14 protein-coding genes and 1 riboswitch are annotated in these 18753 nt (G+C 65.7%); of the genes, 12 read left to right on the top strand and 2 right to left on the bottom strand.

Annotated elements, in window-relative coordinates:
• Positions 1-6: 6 nt before the first annotated feature.
• From ccoO to JMF82_RS08635, 9 genes are read left to right on the top strand one after another with little or no spacing between them, the layout of a single operon-like run.
• The gene (gene ccoO / locus JMF82_RS08675; protein WP_201314131.1) at positions 7-648 is read left to right on the top strand and encodes a cytochrome-c oxidase, cbb3-type subunit II; all 642 of its coding nucleotides are present in this window, start codon (positions 7-9) and stop codon (positions 646-648) included.
• Positions 648-788: a cbb3-type cytochrome c oxidase subunit 3 gene (locus JMF82_RS08670; RefSeq protein WP_111980960.1), complete on the top strand. Its 141-nt coding sequence runs from the start codon at positions 648-650 to the stop codon at positions 786-788. The genes ccoO and JMF82_RS08670 overlap by 1 nt, the downstream gene beginning before the upstream one ends.
• A complete protein-coding gene (gene ccoP / locus JMF82_RS08665) occupies positions 785-1717 on the top strand; it encodes a cytochrome-c oxidase, cbb3-type subunit III (protein WP_201314130.1) in 933 nt (310 codons plus the stop codon). The genes JMF82_RS08670 and ccoP overlap by 4 nt, the downstream gene beginning before the upstream one ends.
• On the top strand, positions 1717-2022 hold the full coding sequence (locus tag JMF82_RS08660) for a hypothetical protein (RefSeq protein ID WP_201314129.1): 306 nt from the start codon (positions 1717-1719) through the stop codon (positions 2020-2022). The genes ccoP and JMF82_RS08660 overlap by 1 nt, the downstream gene beginning before the upstream one ends.
• Positions 2019-3572 carry a 4Fe-4S dicluster domain-containing protein gene (locus tag JMF82_RS08655; RefSeq protein WP_201314128.1) on the top strand — a complete coding sequence of 518 codons (1554 nt, stop codon included), beginning with the start codon at positions 2019-2021 and terminating at the stop codon, positions 3570-3572. The genes JMF82_RS08660 and JMF82_RS08655 overlap by 4 nt, the downstream gene beginning before the upstream one ends.
• Positions 3569-4048, top strand: coding sequence for a hypothetical protein (locus JMF82_RS08650; RefSeq protein WP_201314127.1), 480 nt, complete (start codon positions 3569-3571; stop codon positions 4046-4048). The genes JMF82_RS08655 and JMF82_RS08650 overlap by 4 nt, the downstream gene beginning before the upstream one ends.
• 2 nt (positions 4049-4050) lie before the next feature.
• Positions 4051-6459, top strand: coding sequence for a heavy metal translocating P-type ATPase (locus JMF82_RS08645; protein ID WP_236585368.1), 2409 nt, complete (start codon positions 4051-4053; stop codon positions 6457-6459).
• Positions 6456-6644 carry a cbb3-type cytochrome oxidase assembly protein CcoS gene (gene ccoS, locus JMF82_RS08640; protein WP_201314126.1) on the top strand — a complete coding sequence of 63 codons (189 nt, stop codon included), beginning with the start codon at positions 6456-6458 and terminating at the stop codon, positions 6642-6644. The genes JMF82_RS08645 and ccoS overlap by 4 nt, the downstream gene beginning before the upstream one ends.
• Positions 6637-7359, top strand: coding sequence for a sulfite exporter TauE/SafE family protein (locus JMF82_RS08635; RefSeq protein WP_201314125.1), 723 nt, complete (start codon positions 6637-6639; stop codon positions 7357-7359). The genes ccoS and JMF82_RS08635 overlap by 8 nt, the downstream gene beginning before the upstream one ends.
• 120 nt (positions 7360-7479) lie before the next feature.
• Here JMF82_RS08635 and ahcY read toward each other — a convergent pair whose 3' ends face one another.
• The gene (gene ahcY / locus JMF82_RS08630; RefSeq protein WP_201314124.1) at positions 7480-8913 is read right to left on the bottom strand and encodes an adenosylhomocysteinase; all 1434 of its coding nucleotides are present in this window, start codon (positions 8911-8913) and stop codon (positions 7480-7482) included.
• 37 nt (positions 8914-8950) lie between these two features.
• A riboswitch (S-adenosyl-L-homocysteine riboswitch) is annotated at positions 8951-9058 on the bottom strand.
• A gap of 135 nt (positions 9059-9193) precedes the next feature.
• Here ahcY and JMF82_RS08625 point away from each other — a divergent pair.
• Positions 9194-11692: a prolyl oligopeptidase family serine peptidase gene (locus tag JMF82_RS08625; protein WP_201314123.1), complete on the top strand. Its 2499-nt coding sequence runs from the start codon at positions 9194-9196 to the stop codon at positions 11690-11692.
• A 137-nt stretch (positions 11693-11829) separates the two neighbouring features.
• Positions 11830-14535, top strand: a complete 2706-nt coding sequence (gene ppc / locus JMF82_RS08620; protein ID WP_201314122.1) for a phosphoenolpyruvate carboxylase — start codon at positions 11830-11832, stop codon at positions 14533-14535.
• Positions 14536-14754: 219 nt separating this feature from the next.
• On the opposite strand, the gene JMF82_RS08615 is transcribed toward ppc, so the two are convergent.
• The gene (locus JMF82_RS08615) at positions 14755-16626 is read right to left on the bottom strand and encodes an ATP-binding cassette domain-containing protein (RefSeq protein ID WP_201314121.1); all 1872 of its coding nucleotides are present in this window, start codon (positions 16624-16626) and stop codon (positions 14755-14757) included.
• Between the two features lie 401 nt (positions 16627-17027).
• Here JMF82_RS08615 and JMF82_RS08610 point away from each other — a divergent pair, with 401 nt between their 5' ends.
• Positions 17028-18020 carry a D-alanyl-D-alanine carboxypeptidase family protein gene (locus JMF82_RS08610; protein ID WP_236585367.1) on the top strand — a complete coding sequence of 331 codons (993 nt, stop codon included), beginning with the start codon at positions 17028-17030 and terminating at the stop codon, positions 18018-18020.
• Positions 18021-18753: the final 733 nt, after the last annotated feature.

The raw sequence follows: 18753 nt of genomic DNA, 5'->3' as shown, positions 1-18753 counted from the left end.
ACAGACATGAGCCATATGCACGCAAAGATCGAAAAGAACATCGGCCTGATGGCCATCCTGATAGCCGTGGCGGTGTCCTTCGGCGGCCTCGCCGAAATCGTCCCGCTGATGTTCCAGGCCGAGACCATCAAGCCGCTGCCGGGCATCAAGCCTTATCCGGCGCTCGAGCTCGCCGGGCGCGATGTCTACATCCGCGAGGGTTGCTACAACTGCCATTCGCAGATGGTGCGCACGCTGCGCTTCGAGACGGAACGCTACGGTCATTACTCGCTCGCTGGCGAATCGGTGTACGACCATCCGTTCCAGTGGGGCAGCAAGCGCACGGGTCCCGACCTGGCGCGCGTGGGCCTGCGCGGCTACTCGGACGACTGGCATCGCGCCCACCTCAACAATCCGCGCGACGTGGTGCCGGAGTCGAACATGCCGGCCTATCCGTGGCTGGCCAAGGCCAAGCTGGACGGCGCGGAAGTCGCCCAGCACATGCGCGCCCTGAAGCGCATCGGTGATCCCTACAGTGATGCCGAGATCGCCGCCGCACCGGCCGCCGTCGAAGGCAAGACCGAGCTGGACGCCGTGGTCGCCTACCTGCAAAGCCTCGGAACGCATGTATCGCAGGCGGACATGCAGGTCGCAGAAGGAGCCGAGTGATGATTCCCGGTCTGATCACTGCCTTTCTGCTGGTGCTGTTTATAGTGGGCTGCATCCTGCTATGGAGGCCGGGTGTGAAGCCCGTGCTGGATGCCGCTGCCCGTATGCCTCTGGACGACGATAAGGAGGAGAGGGCATGACTTCCGCATGGACGTGGTACGTGGTGGCCATCACGGTGTTGAACCTGCTGGGCTGCGTCTGGCTGCTCAGGAGCAACGTCAAACGCCGCCCCACCGATCCCAAGCCGGACGAAACCGGTCACGTGTGGGATGGCGACCTCACCGAGTACAATAAGCCGCTGCCGCGGTGGTGGATCAACCTGTTCTACATCACCCTGGTGTTCTCCGTCGGCTACCTCATCTGGTACGGACTGGGCAATCTCAGGGGCTGGGGGCATTGGAGCTCGAAGTCCGAGTGGGCGACCGAATCGGCCGCAGAGAATGCGCGTCTCGATGACACGCTGAAGCTTTATGCGGGCAAGTCGATCGACGACCTGGCCAAGGACGCCGGTGCGGTGTCGATCGGTCGTGCGATCTTCATCAATCGCTGTGCCGCCTGCCATGGCTCCAGCGGCCATGGCGCCACCGGCTATCCGGATCTCACGGACGACATCTGGCATTGGGGCGGAACGCCCGCGCGCATCCTGGACACCATCCAGAATGGTCGCCAGGCAACGATGCCGGCTTGGGCCAGTACGCTGACGGCGCAAGGCGGTGCGACCGCGGTGGACGACACGATCGCCTATGTGCTTTCGCTGTCGCGTCCGGACCAGCCCAAGGACGCGGTTGAGCGTGGCGAGAAGCTGTTCGCCGGTATCTGCACCGCATGCCACGGCCCGCAGGGTAAAGGCAACCAAGTGCTCGGTGCGCCGGACCTCACCGACAACTACTGGCTGTATGGAAGCAGCTCGGTGGCGCTTCACCGGACGCTGGACGAGGGGCGGCAAGGCGTCATGCCGGCCTGGAAGGAACAGCTGGGTGATACCCGCACGCGACTGGTCGGTGCCTACGTGTGGACCCTCTCGCCGCACAAGGAACCGCCGCCCGTCGGCGCTGTGGTTGCCGAGTGATGGTCGCGCGCTCCGCCAAACCTCCGGAACAGGAGCCGACGCCTGCCTCGCAGCGCGTCGGCGCCATTCTCTGGCCGAGCTTTTTCGTCGCCGGGGTCATCACGACGGTGTTCTTCACCATCGTGGACCCCGAGCGGCTCCGGGAGATCACCTTCCCATCGCTGCAACTCAGCCGCGAACTGGGCTACTCCCTCGGTTTCTTCCTCTTCTGGCTGGCGACCGCGTCGTCCAGCCTGTTCACCTGGATCCTGCTGCGGCCATCCTGGCAGGTGAAACGCGGATTCCACTCCGGTAACGCCCCATGAGTCGTCGCATACCGCTTCACGTCGTCGACGACGAAAGCACTTCCTACTATGTCAGCGAGCGCAAGGTCTATCCGCGCGAGGTGTCGGGCACTTTCAACCGGCTGCGCGTGGCGGCGCTGATCTGGCTGCTCGGCATGTACTACCTGTTCCCTTGGCTGCACTGGAACGACCGGCAGGCCGTGTTGCTGGATCTTCCGGCGCGCCAGTTCCACGTGTTCGGCTGGATGTTCCTGCCCCAGGATTTCCTGTTTCTCTCCACGCTGCTGATCATCGCCGCGCTGGCGCTGTTCTTCTTCACGGCCTTGGCGGGGCGCCTCTTCTGTGGATACGCCTGCCCGCAGACGGTGTGGACCGAAGTGTCGCTGTGGGTCGAGCACTGGTGCGAAGGCGACCGCAACAAGCGCATGAAGCTCGACGCGGGTCCGTGGACGCGCGAGAAGATCCTGCGCAAGACGGCCAGGCACGGCCTGTGGGCACTGTTCTCGCTGTGGACCGGCTTCACCTTCGTGGGCTATTTCAGCCCGATCGTCGACCTGGCGCATCGCGCGCCCTTTGGCTGGGGCGGCTGGGAGGCCTTCTGGATCCTGTTCTACGGGTTCGCCACCTGGGGCAATGCGGGCTTCCTGCGCCAGCAGGTGTGCAAGTACATGTGCCCCTATGCGCGCTTCCAGAGCGCGATGTTCGATCGCAACACGCTGATCATTGCCTACGATCCCATGCGCGGCGAGCCGCGTGGCCCGCGCAAGCGCGGCCTGTCCAGTGTGCTTGAGCGGGCACGCGGTCTGCTCGACAAGGTCACGGCCTACGATTACGTGTTTCGCGCCAGCCAACATCCGTCGGCAGCGGACAATCGCACCCAGGCAGGCGGCACCATCGCCTTGGCGGGCGCCGGCATGGTTGCCGAACCACTGCCCAAGTTCACGGCCGAACTGCTGGGCGATTGCGTCGACTGCACCATCTGCGTGCAGGTGTGCCCGGTGGGCATCGATATCCGCAATGGCCTGCAGTACGAGTGCATCGCGTGTGGCGCCTGCATCGATGCATGCGATGACGTGATGGGCAAGATGGGCTACCCCAAGGGCCTGATCCGCTACACCACGCAGAACCAGATCGACAGCAAACCCACTCGGGTGCTGCGGCCTCGCATCATCGTCTACGCCTGCCTGCTGCTCGCCCTGCTGGGAGGCTGGATGTACGGCGTGACCCATCGCGGCGTGATGCTTGCCGAGGTACTGCGGGATCGCAATGCGATGTACAGCCAGGCCAGCGACGGCCGCATCGAGAACAGCTACACGCTCAAGCTGGTCAACAAGGAGCAGCAGCCGCACCACTTTGTCATCGATGTCGTGTCCACCGACATGCCCGCCATCGCGCTTCGCGGTGGCGCACGGACGGTGGAAGCCGAGAGCGGCGAAGTGTTGTCGATTCCGCTCACCGTGAGCGCCTCGCCCGAGGTGACCGGCCGGCATGACGTGCAATTCGTGGTGCGTGGTGCCGACGTGGACGCCGATACCACCATCAAGAGCAGTTTCTTCGGACCTTCGCTATGAATACGACACGAAGCGCATGGCGCGAGCCCATGGTGTGGATGCTGGTGGGCCTGCCGCTGGCCTCGGTCGCAATCGGCTTTGCGCTGCTGTTTGCCGCCGTCCATCCGGGGCGCGAGGACATGGAGACCGTCGGGCGGGTAACCAAGGTGGGCAGGCTGCTGGTGTCCGCCGAGGCCGCGCCGTCGCCGGCCGAGGTATCCACCGAAGGCGTCGTGTTGCGCACGAAGGGCGACATGGTCGAGGTGCTGCCGATGGATGGCGATTTCCCGCGTGGCGGCAAGCTGACCCTGACCTTGTCCGACTCGTCGGGCGAGCAGCGCACGGTGCACCTGTCGCCAAGCGAGCTGGGATGGCGTGGCGTCGGATCGCTGGATCGCGATCGTGACTGGACGGTAAGGCTGGCGTCCGATAGCGGCGCCTGGCTGATGCAAGGACGCTGGGCGCCGCAGGCGCGTTCGATCCGGCTGATGCCCTGACCGTGGATTGTGTCGTCGACACCATCAGCCAGGTCGGCGTCGAGACCTGCTACCACTGCGGCGAAGCCTTGCCGGCATCGCCCGTGCTGTCGGATGTCGAAGGGAGCGTCAAGGGTTTCTGCTGCGATGGTTGTCTTGCCGCTGCGCAGTGGATCCGTTCTTCCGATCTGGGTGACTACTACCGCTTGCGCAGCGCAGCCGGTGCGCGCGTGGATGTGGAGCTGCCCGACCTCGCCGCGTGGGATCGCGACGATGTACTTGCCGATCATGCGTTTCCGGTCACCGGAGGCCTGGAGATCACGCTGCTCACCGACGGCATGCGCTGTGCGGCGTGTGCGTGGCTGATCGATCGTGCCCTGGGACGTGTGGATGGCGTGCTGGAAGCCGGTGCGAATGCGGTGACGGGGCGTATCCGCGTGGCGTGGGATCCGGCGCGCGTGGCGCTGTCGTCGGTGCTTCAGAGGCTTGCCTCGCTTGGCTACCGGCCGTATCTGGCCAGCGGCGCCGCGCAAGAGCGTGAGAAACTGGCCGAACGCCGGCGCTGGCTGTTGCGTTTGGGTATCGCCGGCCTTGGCGCCATGCAGACCATGATGCTGTCCGAGGCGCTTTACCTCGATTTCAATCATCACATGGCCCTGTACACCCGCGACTTCTTCCGCTGGGTAACATTCCTCGTTTGCACGCCGGTGGTGTTCTATTCCGGCTGGCCTTTCCTGATGGGGGCATGGCGCGAATGGCGCGAGCGCCATCCGGGCATGGATACCCTCGTGGCCGGGTCCACCTTGTTGGCATATCTGGCCAGTGCCGTGGAAACGGTACGCGGCGGCGCGCACGTCTGGTACGACGCGGCGGCGATGTTCGTGTTCCTGCTGCTGTGCGCGCGCATGCTGGAGCAGCGTGCCAGGCGCATCGCGAGTTCGCAGGTGGATGCGCTGGCGCGGGCACGCCCCGCGCTGGCCGTACGCGAGCGGAACGACGGCACCCGCGAATCCGTGCCGCTGACGGCGCTTCAGATCGGCGACGTCGCCTGCATGGCCGCAGGCGAAGCGGTGCCGGCGGACGGCGTGCTGCTGGACGAACAGGCGATGTTCGAAGAAGCGCTGCTGACGGGTGAATCGCATCCCGTCGCCAAGGCCAGGGGCACTGAGGTGTTTGCAGGCACGATCTGCCGCGAGACCCCAGCGCGCATCGAGATCACGCGCCTGGGCAGCGCCACGCGCCTGTCGCAGCTCACCCGCCTGGTCGAGCAGGCGCAGGCCCATAGGCCGCCGCTTGCGCGTGCCGCGGATCGCGTGGGCACCTGGTTTGTCGTGGCGTTGCTGCTTGCTTCCATCGCGGTCTTCGTCGGCTGGCGCATCCACGATCCGTCGCGTGCCTTCGAGGTGACATTGTCGCTGCTGGTCATCAGTTGCCCGTGCGCGTTGTCGCTCGCCGTACCCGCGGCGCTGGCGGCCACGCATGGGGCGCTCGCGCGACTTGGCGTGCTTTCGCTGCGCGCGGATGGGCTCGACGGTCTCGCTCGCGCGACCGACGTGGTGTTCGACAAGACGGGCACGCTCACGCGCATCGATCCCGCGGTCGGTGAGGTACGGACGTTCGGCGATAGGTCCGCCGACGACGTCTTGGCCATTGCCGCTGCGCTCGAGCGCGACAGTGGTCACCCGATCGCGGCGGCGTTTACATCCGTGCTGACGCTTCGTACGGCGAGCGGCCTGAAGGTGAACGCGGGTCAAGGCCTGAGCGGCCGGGTGGACGGCGTGGAATGGCGGCTGGGTCGCGGACCATTCGCCGCGAACCAGCATGATGACGGCCGGCTGTGGCTCGGTGACGGCACGAGCGCTGTTGCGTGCTTCACGCTGGAAGAGCGCATGCGCACGGACGCACGTGCCGCGGTGAACGCGCTTCGCGGTTTGGGCCTGCGCATCCACCTCGCCAGTGGTGATGCTTCAGCTGCCGTGGAGCGCCTGGCACGCCAGCTCAAGGTCGACGACGCGCATGCGCGGCAAAGCTCCGAGGACAAGCTGGCGCTGGTCCGCGAGCTGCAGGCGCAAGGGCGCGTGGTCGCCATGGTCGGCGATGGCCTGAACGATGCGCCGGTGCTCGCGGGCGCGGATGTATCGCTGGCCATGGGTGAAGGCGCGTCGCTGGCGCAGCGTGCGGCTGACATGGTGTTGACGGCGCCGTCGCTGCTGCGCATTCCCGCTGCGGTGCAGCTGGCGCGGCGTACGCAGCGCATCATCCGCCAGAACGTCGCCTGGGCCATCGGCTACAACCTGTTGGCGCTGCCGCTGGCGATCGCGGGGCAGGTGACTCCATCGCTGGCCGCGCTTGGCATGGCCTTGTCGTCGCTGATCGTCACAGCCAATGCGCTGCGCCTGATGCGCGTGTCCGTGCCGGAGTCGTCTTCGTGATCATCCTGCTGATGCTTATTCCGTTGAGCCTGATGCTGCTGGCGGTGGCGATAGGTTCCTTCGTGTGGGCGGTGCGCAAGGGACAGTTCGATGACATGGACACGCCGGCCATCGACATCCTGCGTGACGATCGGCCACGTGAAGCGAAGGCCGGGTGCACCATGGAAGAACGCAGGCATGGTTAACGCCGCGGCGCTGTCGGCGGTCCTGTTGACCGGGGTGCTCGGTGGCGTGCATTGCGCTGCGATGTGCGGTGGCATCGCCACGGGGTTCTCGATGTGGTCACCGCGCATGGGATGGGGCAATGCGCTTCAGCTCAACCTGGGGCGGGTGCTTGGCTATGTGCTGGCCGGTACGGTCGTGGGCGGTATCGGTGACGGCGTGCTGCGCCTGTTCGAGCTGGATGCGCTGGCGCTCGCCATGCGCACCGCGGTGGGTCTGGTATTGGTCGTGATGGCGTTGCGCCTGTTGGACCGTACCGGACGCCTGGGTTTCCTCGCGCGCCCGGGTGCGCGCGTCTGGAAATGGTTGCAACCGCTGCAGCGCCGACTGCTTCCGGCGAACACGCCGGTGCGTCGACTGTCGGCAGGCATGTTGTGGGGATGGTTGCCTTGCGGCTTGAGCACAACGGTGCTGGCGGCGGCCTGGCTGTCGGCGAGTGCGCGCGATGGCGCGCTGATCATGGCGGCCTTCGGGCTGGGCACCTTGCCGGTGATGCTGCCTTTGACGTGGTCCGGAGCGCGCGTGGGACGCTGGCTGCAACGGCCAGGTTTGCGTCGCGGCGCGGCAGTGCTGGTGATGTGTGCCGGCGTGCTCACGCTGTCGGCGCCCTGGTTGATGCACGTGCCGGCACTTCACGGCGTGTTGGGCATGCTGGGGTGTGGCCCGGCGAGCGGTTAGGGGAGCGATTGCGCGCAGGGCACGCTCGATGGGGGCGTGTCCTGCGCGCGATTCGTCCATGCATGAAAAAGGGCCGCCCATGGGCGGCCCTTTTTGCGTTCGACCGAAGGCCGATGCCGATCAGTAGCGGTAGTGGTCTGGCTTGTACGGGCCATCCACCGGCACGCCGATGTAGGCCGCCTGTTCCGGGGTCAGCTTGGTGAGCTTCACGCCGATCTGTTCCAGGTGCAGGCGGGCCACTTCCTCGTCCAGCTTCTTCGGCAGGCGGTAGACCGTCTTGTCGTAGAAGTCCTTGTTCGCCCACAGGTCGAGCTGGGCCAGGGTCTGGTTGGAGAAACTGTTGGACATCACGAAGCTCGGATGGCCATGGGCGCAACCGAGGTTCACCAGGCGGCCCTCGGCCAGCATGTAGATGCTGTGGTTGGTCTTCTCGAAGGTGTAGCGATCCACCTGCGGCTTGATGGTCTCGCGCGACACGCCCTTCGCGGCGTTGAGGCGATCCATCTGGATCTCGTTGTCGAAGTGGCCGATGTTGCACACCAGCGCGTTGTTCTTCATCGCCGCCATGTGCTCGAGCGTGATGATGTCCTTGTTGCCGGTGGTGGTGACGTAGATGTCGCCGATGCCGAGCGTGTCTTCGATGGTGGTGACCTGGAAACCTTCCATCGCGGCCTGCAAGGCGTTGATCGGATCGATCTCGGTGACGATCACGCGGGCGCCGAAGCCCTTCAGCGAGTGCGCGCAACCCTTGCCCACGTCACCGTAGCCGCACACGACGGCGACCTTGCCGGCGACCATCAGGTCGGTGGCGCGCTTGATGCCGTCGGCCAGCGATTCGCGGCAGCCGTACAGGTTGTCGAACTTCGACTTGGTGACCGAGTCGTTGACGTTGATGGCCGGCACCAGCAGCTTGCCGGCTTCGGCGAGCTGGTAGAGGCGATGCACGCCGGTGGTGGTTTCCTCGGAGACGCCCTTCCACTCGGCGGCGATCTTCTTGAACCAGCCCGGACGCTCCGCTTCCGTGCGCTTGACCAGGTCCTTGATGACCTGTTCCTCGTGGTTGCTGCTGGGCGTGTTGACCCAGTTGCTGCCGTCTTCCAGCTCCACACCCTTGTGGATGAACAACGTGGCGTCGCCGCCGTCGTCCACGATCAGCTGCGGGCCCAGCTCGCCCGGATGGGTGAGCATGTCGAGCGTGCACTGCCAGTACTCCTCCAGCGTCTCGCCCTTCCAGGCGAACACCGGCAGGCCGCCGGCAGCCAGGGCGGCGGCGACGTCGTCCTGGGTGGAGAAGATGTTGCACGAAGCCCAGCGCACCGAGGCGCCCAGCTCGCGCAAGGTTTCGGCGAGAACGGCGGTTTCCTTGGTGCAGTGCAGGGAGCCGGACAGGCGCACGCCCTTCAGCGGCTTGTCCTTGGCGTAACGGGCGCGGATCTGCATCAGGCCCGGCATTTCCTCTTCCGCCATGCGGATGCGGCGGCGGCCGAGTTCGGCCTGGGACATGTCGCGAACTTTGTAGTCCTGGAAGGACGGATCTTTGGTAACTGCGTTCATGGCGTAGCTCCGGGTGTTGCGACCAATAGGCCGCATCGTGGTCCGGGCGCCGTTACAAAGGAAATCCATCGAGCCTGGCCGGCGAGCGGGACGGCACAGGCATGTGCGGTCTCGCGCGTTTCCGGTCGCAGCGCCCCTCGACGGGACCCCTGAGTATAGCGTCAGCTACCTGCGGTTTTGGGTGGGGCCGTCGCCGCGCCCTGCCGATAGACAGGCTTGGCTCATGAGGGCCGGGACGGCTAATGTCGCAAGTTCATACGACAAGAGGCTTTGCCACGCCATGGAACGCTCGCTCCGACGCCTTGCCCTCGTGGGTTTCCTGCTCGCCGCGCTGCCGATGGCGGCGTTGGCCGATACGGCGCCTTTCGCTGTCTCCGCGCCGGCCAGCGGCTACCTCGCGCCGCCCGCGCCGCTGCAGGCATTGGTCGATGCGCCGCGTCCACCCGCGGTGTCGATCAGTCCGCACCGCGACCTGCTCGCCCTGACCCAATCGCCGGCGCTACCCGGCATCGATGTCGTAGCGCAGCCCGAGCTGAAGCTGGCCGGTTTGCGCATCAACCCGCGTGTCCATGCGCAGAGCCGTTTCCTGTTCGGCACGGACCTGTGGCTGCTGGACATCGCCAGCGGCAAGGACATCCGCTTGCAGGGGCTGCCCAAGCCGTTGTCGATCGCCACGTCCAGCTGGTCGCCGGACCAGCGCTACCTGGCCTTCAACCAGGTGGATGCCGCGCAGGGTCGCAACGAACTGTGGATCGTTGACGTGGCCGCTCGTACGGCGCGCCGCCTGATCACGCTGCCACTCAACACGGTAGCGGGCCGCGGCTACCGTTGGATGCCCGGCAGCAGGCAGCTCCTGGTGCAACTGCAGCCGGAAGCGCAGGGCGCGCCTCCGGTGGTCAGCGTGATTCCGACGGGCCCGAACACGCAGCAGACGCAGGCCGGCAGCGGTGTGAAGGCGATTCGCACGTACCAGGACATGCTGCGCAACGAAGACGACGCGCGTCAGCTGGAGTATTACCTGCGCTCGCAGTCCGCCCTGGTGGATCTCGACGGCAAAGTCACGCCGCTGGGCGAACCCGCGCTCACGCTGGCGATCAGCGCGTCGCCGGATGGCCGTTACCTGCTGCGCGAGCGCGTGGAGCGACCGTTCTCGTATCTGGTGCCGGTGGAAAGCTTCCCTCGCCGAATCGAAGTGCTCGACCGTGACGGCAAGCTGGTGAAGGAGATCGCCCATCTGCCGCTGGTGGAAGGCCTGCCGACCGGCAATGACGCCGTGCCCACGGGCGTGCGTGATATCGACTGGCGCGCGGATGCGCCGGCCACGCTGGTGTGGGCCGAAGCGCAGGATGGTGGTGATCCGGCGCGCGCGGCGGATATCCGCGACCTGGTGCTGATGCAGGCCGCGCCGTTCGACCAGGCGCCGGTGACGCTTGCCAGGCTGGGCAGCCGCTACGCTGGTGCCTACTGGGGCACCGGGCAGCTCGCGCTGATTGATGAGTTCTGGTGGAAGACGCGCAAGGTGAAGGAGTGGCGCGTGGCGCCCGACCAACTGTCGCAGGCGCCGTCGCTGGTGCACGAAGGTTCGTCGGAAGATCGTTACCGCAACCCCGGCAAGCCGGCGACGACGATCGACGAGAACGGCGAGTCACGGCTGCTCGTCGCGGCGGATGGCCAAAGCATCTATCGGCTCGGCGACGGCGCCTCGCCCGAAGGCGACCGCCCATTCCTCGACAAGGTGAATCTCGCCACTGCCCAGAGCACGCGCCTGTTCCGCTCGCAGGCACCGTATTACGAAGCAGCGCTGGTGTTGCTCGATGCAGAAGGAAAGCGCGCGCTGGTGTCGCGCGAGTCGCCCAGCGAGCCGACCAACTACTACGTCCGCGAGCTGGCGTCGAAGGGGCAGCCACGCGCGCTGACGCACTTTCCGCATCCTCTGCCGCAGCTGAAGGGCGTGAAGAAGGAGCAGATCCGCTACAAGCGCAAGGACGGCGTGGAACTCTCCGCCACGCTGTACCTTCCGCCAGACTACGATCCGAAGAAGGATGGCCCGCGCCCGATGCTGATGTGGGCTTATCCCACCGAGTTCAAATCGGCCGATGCCGCGGGCCAGGTCACCGATTCGCCGTATCGTTTCAACAGCATCGGCTTCTGGGGTCCGCAGGCTTTCCTCACCATGGGTTACACCGTGCTGGACCACTTCTCGGTGCCGATCGTGGGCGAGGGCAGCAAGGAGCCCAATGACACCTATGTCCCGCAGCTGGTGGCGAGCGCCGAAGCAGCGGTGGACGAAGTGGTGCGCCGTGGCGTGGCTGATCGCAATCGCATCGCGGTGGGCGGGCATTCGTACGGCGCGTTCATGACGGCGAACCTGTTGGCGCACACGCGCCTGTTCAAGGCGGGCATCGCGCGCAGCGGCGCCTACAACCGCACGCTGACGCCGTTCGGTTTCCAGTCGGAAGAGCGCAACTACTGGCAGGCGCAGGACGTGTACCAGGCCATGTCGCCGTTCAATTACGCCGAGGACATCAAGGATGCGCTGCTGTTGATCCATGGCGAACAGGACAACAACTCCGGCACCTTCCCGGTGCAGAGCGAGCGCCTGTATGCCGCGATCAAGGGCCTGGGTGGCACGGCGCGACTGGTGATGCTGCCCAACGAGGCACACGCCTATCGCGCGCGCGAGTCCATCATGCAGATGCTGGCCGAGAGCAATGCGTGGCTGGAGCGCTATGTGAAGCAGGCCAAGCCAGCGGAGGGCGGCGCAGCCGGATCGCACTGAGCGAAATGGTTGCATGTGAAACGGGGCGCCTGGCGCCCCGTTTTCGTTACTGCAGGCGCAACGCATTTTGTGGCGGTGCACAAACCGTGTTCGCATCGAGTAGTCTTGGACGTCCAGACATCTGCAACGTGGCATCGATGAACCAGCACCGCAGTCCTGAGTTCGCTCCGCACGACGCACCCCTGCGCGAAGACGTCCGCCGCCTTGGCACCCTGGTCGGCAATATGCTGGCCGAGCAGATTTCCCCCGCGTTTCTCGACGAGGTCGAGCGCATTCGCATGGCGGCGATCGAGCGTCGGCAGGAAGACTTGCCGCTCGATGCGCTGGCGAGGCTGCTGACCGGGGTTGATACCGCGCACGCGGAATCGCTGGCGCGCGCGTTCGCCAGCTACTTCCAGGCGGTGAACATCGCCGAGCGCATCCATCGTATCCGCCGTCGTCGTGACTATCAGCGCGAAGGCGGCGCGCCGCAGCCCGAATCGTTGCTGGATGCGCTGACACGCCTGAAGGCGCAGGGTGTCGAAGCGGGCGAACTGCTGGAATGGCTGGAGCGGCTTCAGGTCGAGCCGGTCTTCACCGCCCACCCGACGGAAGCCGTGCGACGCTCGCTGCTGGAGAAGGAGCAATCGATCGTGCGCGCGCTGGTCGACAACTTCGATCCGACGCGCACACCGCAGGAGCGCAAGGAAGACGACGACCGCATCTACATGGCATTGAGCGCGGGCTGGCAGACGGCCGAGGCATCGACCATCAGTCCCACCGTGCAGGACGAGCATCATCACGTCGGCTTCTATCTCGCCAACCCCATCTACCGCATCGTGCCGGCCTTGTACGAATCGTTGGCCGACGCTCTTCAGGTGGTGTACGGCGTGGCCGTGCCCATCCCGCGCCTGCTCAGCTTCGCCACCTGGGTTGGTGGCGACATGGACGGCAATCCGAACGTCGGCGCGGCGACCATCGCCAACAGCCTGGCGACCCAGCGCGCCCACGTGCTGGAGCATTACATCGAGGACCTGTCCGGCCTGGCGCGCCTGCTCAGCCAGACGGAGGATCGGGTGGACGTGGACAGCGCACTGGCGCAGCGGTTGTTCGACTATCGCGTGCGTTATCCGGAAGCCGCGGCGCGGGTGCGCCCGCGCCATGCCGACATGCCTTATCGCAGCCTGTTGACCATCATCGGCGCGCGCCTGGATGCGACGCACGATGATGAACATCCGGAAGGCTATGCGTCGGTGCGCGAGCTCCTGGACGACCTGCACCTGATCGCGGCAAGCCTGATCGATCATCGCGGCCTGCATGCCGGCGCCTATGCCGTGCGCCGCCTGATCTGGCGCGTACGTACGTTCGGTTTCCACCTCGCGCGCCTGGACGTGCGCCAGGATTCGCGGATGCACGACGACGCGCTGGCATCGCTGATCGGCGATGCGGACTGGTCGACGCGCGACGCTGCCGACAAGGCGAAGCAACTGCGGCCATTCGCCGGTGGCGAGCGCGCGCTCAACGTGAACGACGACGCATCGGTGGTGGCGTTGCACGATGTCTTTGCAACCCTGCGCGAATCGCGCGGCCGGTATGGCGCCGATGCCCTGGGCCTCTACATCATCAGCATGGCGCGCTCGGCGGCGGACGTGCTCGCCGTGCTGGCGCTGGCGCGTTACGGCGGGCTCGTCGAACAGGGCAAGGTGCCCCTGGATATCGCGCCGCTGTTCGAGACCGTGGACGATCTCACCAACGCGCCGGCAACACTGCGCGCATTGCTGGAAGACCCGGTGTATCGCGAACACCTGACTTCGCGCGGCAGGCGCCAGTGGGTGATGCTCGGCTATTCGGACAGCGGCAAGGATGGCGGCACGCTGGCATCGCGCTGGGGTCTCCAGCGCGCGCAGGTCGAGCTGCTGGAGGTGGCGTCGGAGTTCGACATCCGCCTGTCGTTCTTCCACGGACGCGGCGGCTCGGCCAGTCGCGGCGGCGCGCGGATCGCGCCGGCGCTCATGTCGTCGCCGCGCGGATCGGTGGCCGGCGTGTTGCGGGTTACCGAGCAAGGTGAAGTGATCCATCGCAAGTACGGCATCCGTGCGCTCGCCTTGCGCAATCTCGAGCAGACCGTCGGTGCCGTGCTGCGTGCCTCGCTGCGTCCGCGCACCAGCGAGGCGCGCGAGGACGCCTGGCGGCAGCGCATGGGCAAGCTGGCTGCGCGCAGCCGGCAGCACTATCGCGCCTTCGTGGACCGCGAGGGCTTCGTGGACTACTTCCGCACCGCGACGCCCATTGACGTGATCGAACGCATGACGCTGGGTTCGCGTCCATCGCGCCGGCGCAGCATGCGCGGTGTGCAGGACCTGCGTGCGATTCCCTGGGTGTTCGCATGGACGCAGTGCCGCTCGATCCTGCCGGGATGGTATGGCCTGGGTTCGGCGCTGGAGTTCGGTGCAACCGAATACGGCGAAGCCGCAATGATCGAGATGGCGAGCGATTGGCCGTTCTTCGCGAACATGCTCGACGACGTGGCGATGGTGCTGGCCAAGAGTGATCTCGATATCGCCGAGGCGTTTTCCCAGCTGGCCGGCCCGCTGCACGAGCCATTCTTCGGTTTGATCCGCGATGAGTTCGAGCGCACGCACCGTTGGTTGTTGCGCCTCAGGCAAAGCGACAGCCTGCTGCAGCACGAGCCGCGGCTGGCGGTGTCGATTGGACTGCGCAACCCTTACGTGGACCCGATGAGCCTGCTGCAGGTGGATCTGTTGAAGCGCTGGCGTGCCGGCGGCGAGAGCGACGATGCGCTGCTCACGGCGTTGGTGGCCTGCGTCAACGGCGTATCGCAGGGGTTGCAGAACACGGGTTGAGCGTCGTGCACAGCCAGCATGCTCTTGTAGGAGCGCACCCAGTGCGCGACAAGCCTACGGAGCGGTGACGACGTGACCTTGCGGTCGCGCACTGGGTGCGCTCCTACACGGGAGGCAGATTGGGAGCGCACACTGTGCGCGACCAGCCTGCCGAGCGACAAGCATGGGGTTCCGCGGTCGCGCACAAGGTGCGCTCCCACAGGGGGGCATGGCTATGGCTTAGCCGTCCAGCTCCGACCAGCGTGCATACGCGGCATCGAGGTCGCGCTGGAGTGCGGCCAGCGTCTCGTTGGCCTTTATCACCGTGGCGTTGTCCTGCCGGAAGAAGTCCGGATCATTCATCGCTTCGGTGCGGGCGGAAATATCCGCTTCCAGGGCTTCGATGCGGGCGGGCAGTTGTTCCAGTTCGCGAGCGTCCTTGTAGCTCAGCTTCTTTTTCGCTTCGGTGGCGGGCGCCGCAACCGCCGGCGTGACTGCCTTGGTTTCGAGGGGCTTGGCAACGGCCGCCGATGAGGGAGCGGGGCGCTGGCGCAACCAATCGCTGTAACCGCCCACGTACTCGCCGACTTTGCCGTCGCCTTCGAGCACCAGCGTGCTGGACACAACGTTGTCGAGGAATTCGCGATCGTGCGAGACCAGCAGCAGCGTGCCCTGGTACTCGGTGAGCAGTTCTTCGAGCAACTCCAGCGTCTCGACGTCCAGGTCGTTGGTCGGTTCGTCCATCACCAGCAGGTTGGACGGTTGCGCGAACAGCTTGGCGAGCAGGAGCCGGTTGCGTTCACCGCCCGACAGTCGCGTGATCGGCGCGCGTGCGCGTTCCGGCGAGAACAGGAAGTCCTGCAGGTAGCCGATGATGTGCTTGCGCGAGCCGTTGAGCTCGATGTACTCGCGGCCTTCGGCCACGTTGTCCAGCGCGTTGAGGTCGTTGTTGAGCTGTACGCGGTGCTGGTCGAAGTAGGCGATCTGGATGCCGGTGCCGAGCGTGGCATGGCCGCGCTCCGGCTTGAGGTCGCCCAGCATGATCTTGAGCAGCGTGCTCTTGCCGGCGCCGTTGGGACCGATGATGCCCACGCGGTCACCGCGCATGATGGTCGTGCTGAGGTTGTCGATCAACACGCGGCCGCCGTAGCTCTGGTGCACGTGTTCGAGCTCGATGACCTTCTTGCCCGAGGCCTGCGCATTGGCCAGCGTCATCTTCACGTTGCCGGACAGTTCGCGGCGTTGCGAACGTTCCACGCGCAGCGCCTTCAATGCACGCACGCGTCCTTCGTTGCGCGTGCGGCGCGCCTTGATGCCCTGGCGAATCCACACTTCCTCCTGCGCGAGCTTTTTGTCGAACAGCGCGTTGGCCTGTGCTTCGGCGTGGAGGCGTTCTTCGCGGCGACGCAGGTAATTGTCGTAATCGCCCGGCCAGTCGGTGAGCTGGCCACGATCGATTTCCACGATGCGCGTGGCAAGTGCGCGAAGGAAACTACGGTCATGCGTGATGAACACGATGCTGCCGTCGAATTGGCGCAGGAAACCTTCGAGCCAGCCAATCGCCTCGATGTCGAGGTGGTTGGTCGGTTCATCCAGCAGCAGCACGTCGGGCTTGCGCACCAGTGCTTGCGCAAGCAGCACCCGGCGCTTCATGCCACCGGACAGCGCGGCGAAATCCGTCTCGGAAGGCAGTTCCAGCCGGGTCAGTACATCGGTGACACGGCGGTCCAGATCCCAGCCATGGCGCGCCTCGATCTGTGCCTGCACATCGCCCAGCGCGTCCATGTCGCCTTCGGCGAGCAGGTGGTGATAGCGCGCGAGCAACTGGCCGAGGTCGCCAAGGCCTTCGGCGACGACGTCGAACACGCTGCCGGAAGTGTCCTGCGGAACCTCCTGAGCCATGCGCGCCACGATGACGCCGGTCTGCAAGCGCACTTCGCCGTCGTCGGCTTTGAGTTCCCCGGCGATCAGCTTCATCAGGGTGGATTTGCCCTCGCCGTTGCGGCCCACGATGCATACGCGTTCGTTGGCGCCAATGGCGAGGTCGACATGTTCGAGCAGGAGCGGGCCGCCGATGCTGAAATCGACGCGCTGGAGTTGGATCAGAGACATCCCGCCATTCTAGCGTCAGCAGCCTGCCCGGCCGACTTCGGGTTAATGGCCCTCAAGGGAAATAGAAGGGCGCCGATAGGGAAAAAGCCTTTCGCCGTCGGCCTTTTGCGGGCAAACTCGACTGGCAGCGTAGACGCCATTTTCACGGTGAAATCTGCGTCAAGGCGGCGCCAAGAGCATCGTCATCGCTTTATCGTCCATGGAAACATGGACTTATGTGTGCTAATTCAAGTATTGTCTCTGCCCATGGCTGGCGCTGCGAAGAAGTCCTCGCAACGCCCTGTTGTCGGCGAGCTGGAAGCGAGGGTAACGGGGTGGCTATCAAGTCCGAAACGCCGGCCAGGGGGGGTACCTGGCGTCGCGGCCTGATTGCATTGTTGGTGGCGTTCGCCGGCAGTGTCATGGGTATCGCACATGCAGGCTCATCCGCCATCGTGGTGGATGACACCGACGGGCAGGTGATTACCGCCGTCAATCCCGACGAAGCCGCTCATCCGGCCTCGCTGGCCAAGATGATGACGCTGTACCTCACCTTCCAGGCGGTGCAGAACGGCACGTTGAAGATGGATCAGGATCTCCCGGTGTCTTCGTGGGCCGCCTCCAAGGCGCCAACCAAGCTTGACCTGCGCAATGGCCAGACCATCTCGGTGGAGGACTGCGTGCTCGGCATGATCACCAAGTCGGCCAATGACGCCGCCACCGTGGTCGCCGAAGGCATGGGCGGCACGGAGAGCCACTTCGTCGAGATGATGAACGCGCAGGCCCAATTGCTGGGCATGAGCAGCACCCGCTTCGCCAACGCCTCGGGCCTGCCCGATCCGGAAGACACCACCACCGCCCGCGACATGAGCAAGCTGGCGATGGCGCTGTACCACGACTTTCCGCAGTACTCGCACTATTTCGCCACCAAGGAGTTCATGTTCCGCGGTCGCCTGGTGCGTGGTCACAACAACCTGATGGACAAGTACCCCGGCATGGACGGCCTGAAGACGGGCTACACCAATGCCGCGGGCTTCAACCTAGCATCGACCGCCACGAAGGATGGCCGTCGCCTGTTCAGCGTAGTGCTCGGTGGCCGTACCGCCGCCACCCGCGACCGCCTGATGGCCCGCCTGCTGGACGATGGCTTCGATAACCAGGAAACCCCGGCCGAGCTGGTCGCGCAGGTCGGTACGGTGCCGGCTGCCGCCAAGGGCGCTCGTCGCTCTGCCGCGAAGTCCACCGCCGTGGCCGACGCCACGCCGGCCTCGCGCCGCCACCATCGCCGCAGCAAGGCTGACGCCGTGGCTGCGCGCAGCACGGCCACCTGCTCGAAGAAGAAGGCTGTGACGTGTCCGGCGCCGAAGGCGACGGCGCGGAAGGTGGCCTCGGTGGGGTCGTCGCCGGACAAGTAAGGCGGTGGATGGAGCATCGGTGAGGCAGCAGACGGGTCGCGCAGGCGACCCGTTTTCGTTGGCGCTGAACGTAAGCTACCGCCGTTGTAGGAGCGCACCCAGTGCGCGACCGCAACGTGGCGATGCTCCTTTACCTTCCAGTCGCGACGATCGCGAATCGAGGCAACCACGTCAGTCCGCGGTCGCGCACTGGGTGCGCTCCTACAGAAAGGGACGGCGCCATCAGCTCCTCAATGCGATGTGCCGCGCAGCGGCACGAGCCTTCAACAACCCCCTGTGGGGCGGTGAGGGGTGGACGATCAGGCCCCGCAGGGGTGCCCGACACGGACGTCGGGCACTTTTCGTCCGGGCAGGAGCCCGGTCGAAAAGCCCGGCCGCCCCTCGCGGACTGGCTGGGCGCAGCCCAGACAGCGCCACGCGGGGTGCTCTTTCTTTTGGTTACTTTTCTTTGAGCAAGCAAAGAAAAGTGACCCGGGCCGCGGCAGCGGCTCGGAAGCCCGCGGCAGGCGAGCCCGGTCGCGAGAAGGAAGAATGCAACCGAAACATCGACAATCTTTGTCCATCGAAAAGACGAACACGCAGACCGGCGCGAAAAGGCTGTCGCGCACTGGGTGCGCTCCTACAAAGGGGGGCGCTACGCGAAGAGAGAGTGACCCGGGCCGCGGCAGCGGCTCGGAAGCCCGCGGCAGGCGAGCCCCATCGCAATAACGCGACGATCAGGGCGCAACGACTG

The sequence above is a fragment of the Dyella sp. EPa41 genome, assembly GCF_016586165.1.
In the GTDB taxonomy this organism is placed as follows: domain Bacteria; phylum Pseudomonadota; class Gammaproteobacteria; order Xanthomonadales; family Rhodanobacteraceae; genus Dyella.
This window is presented reverse-complemented; position numbering and strand designations above follow the sequence as displayed.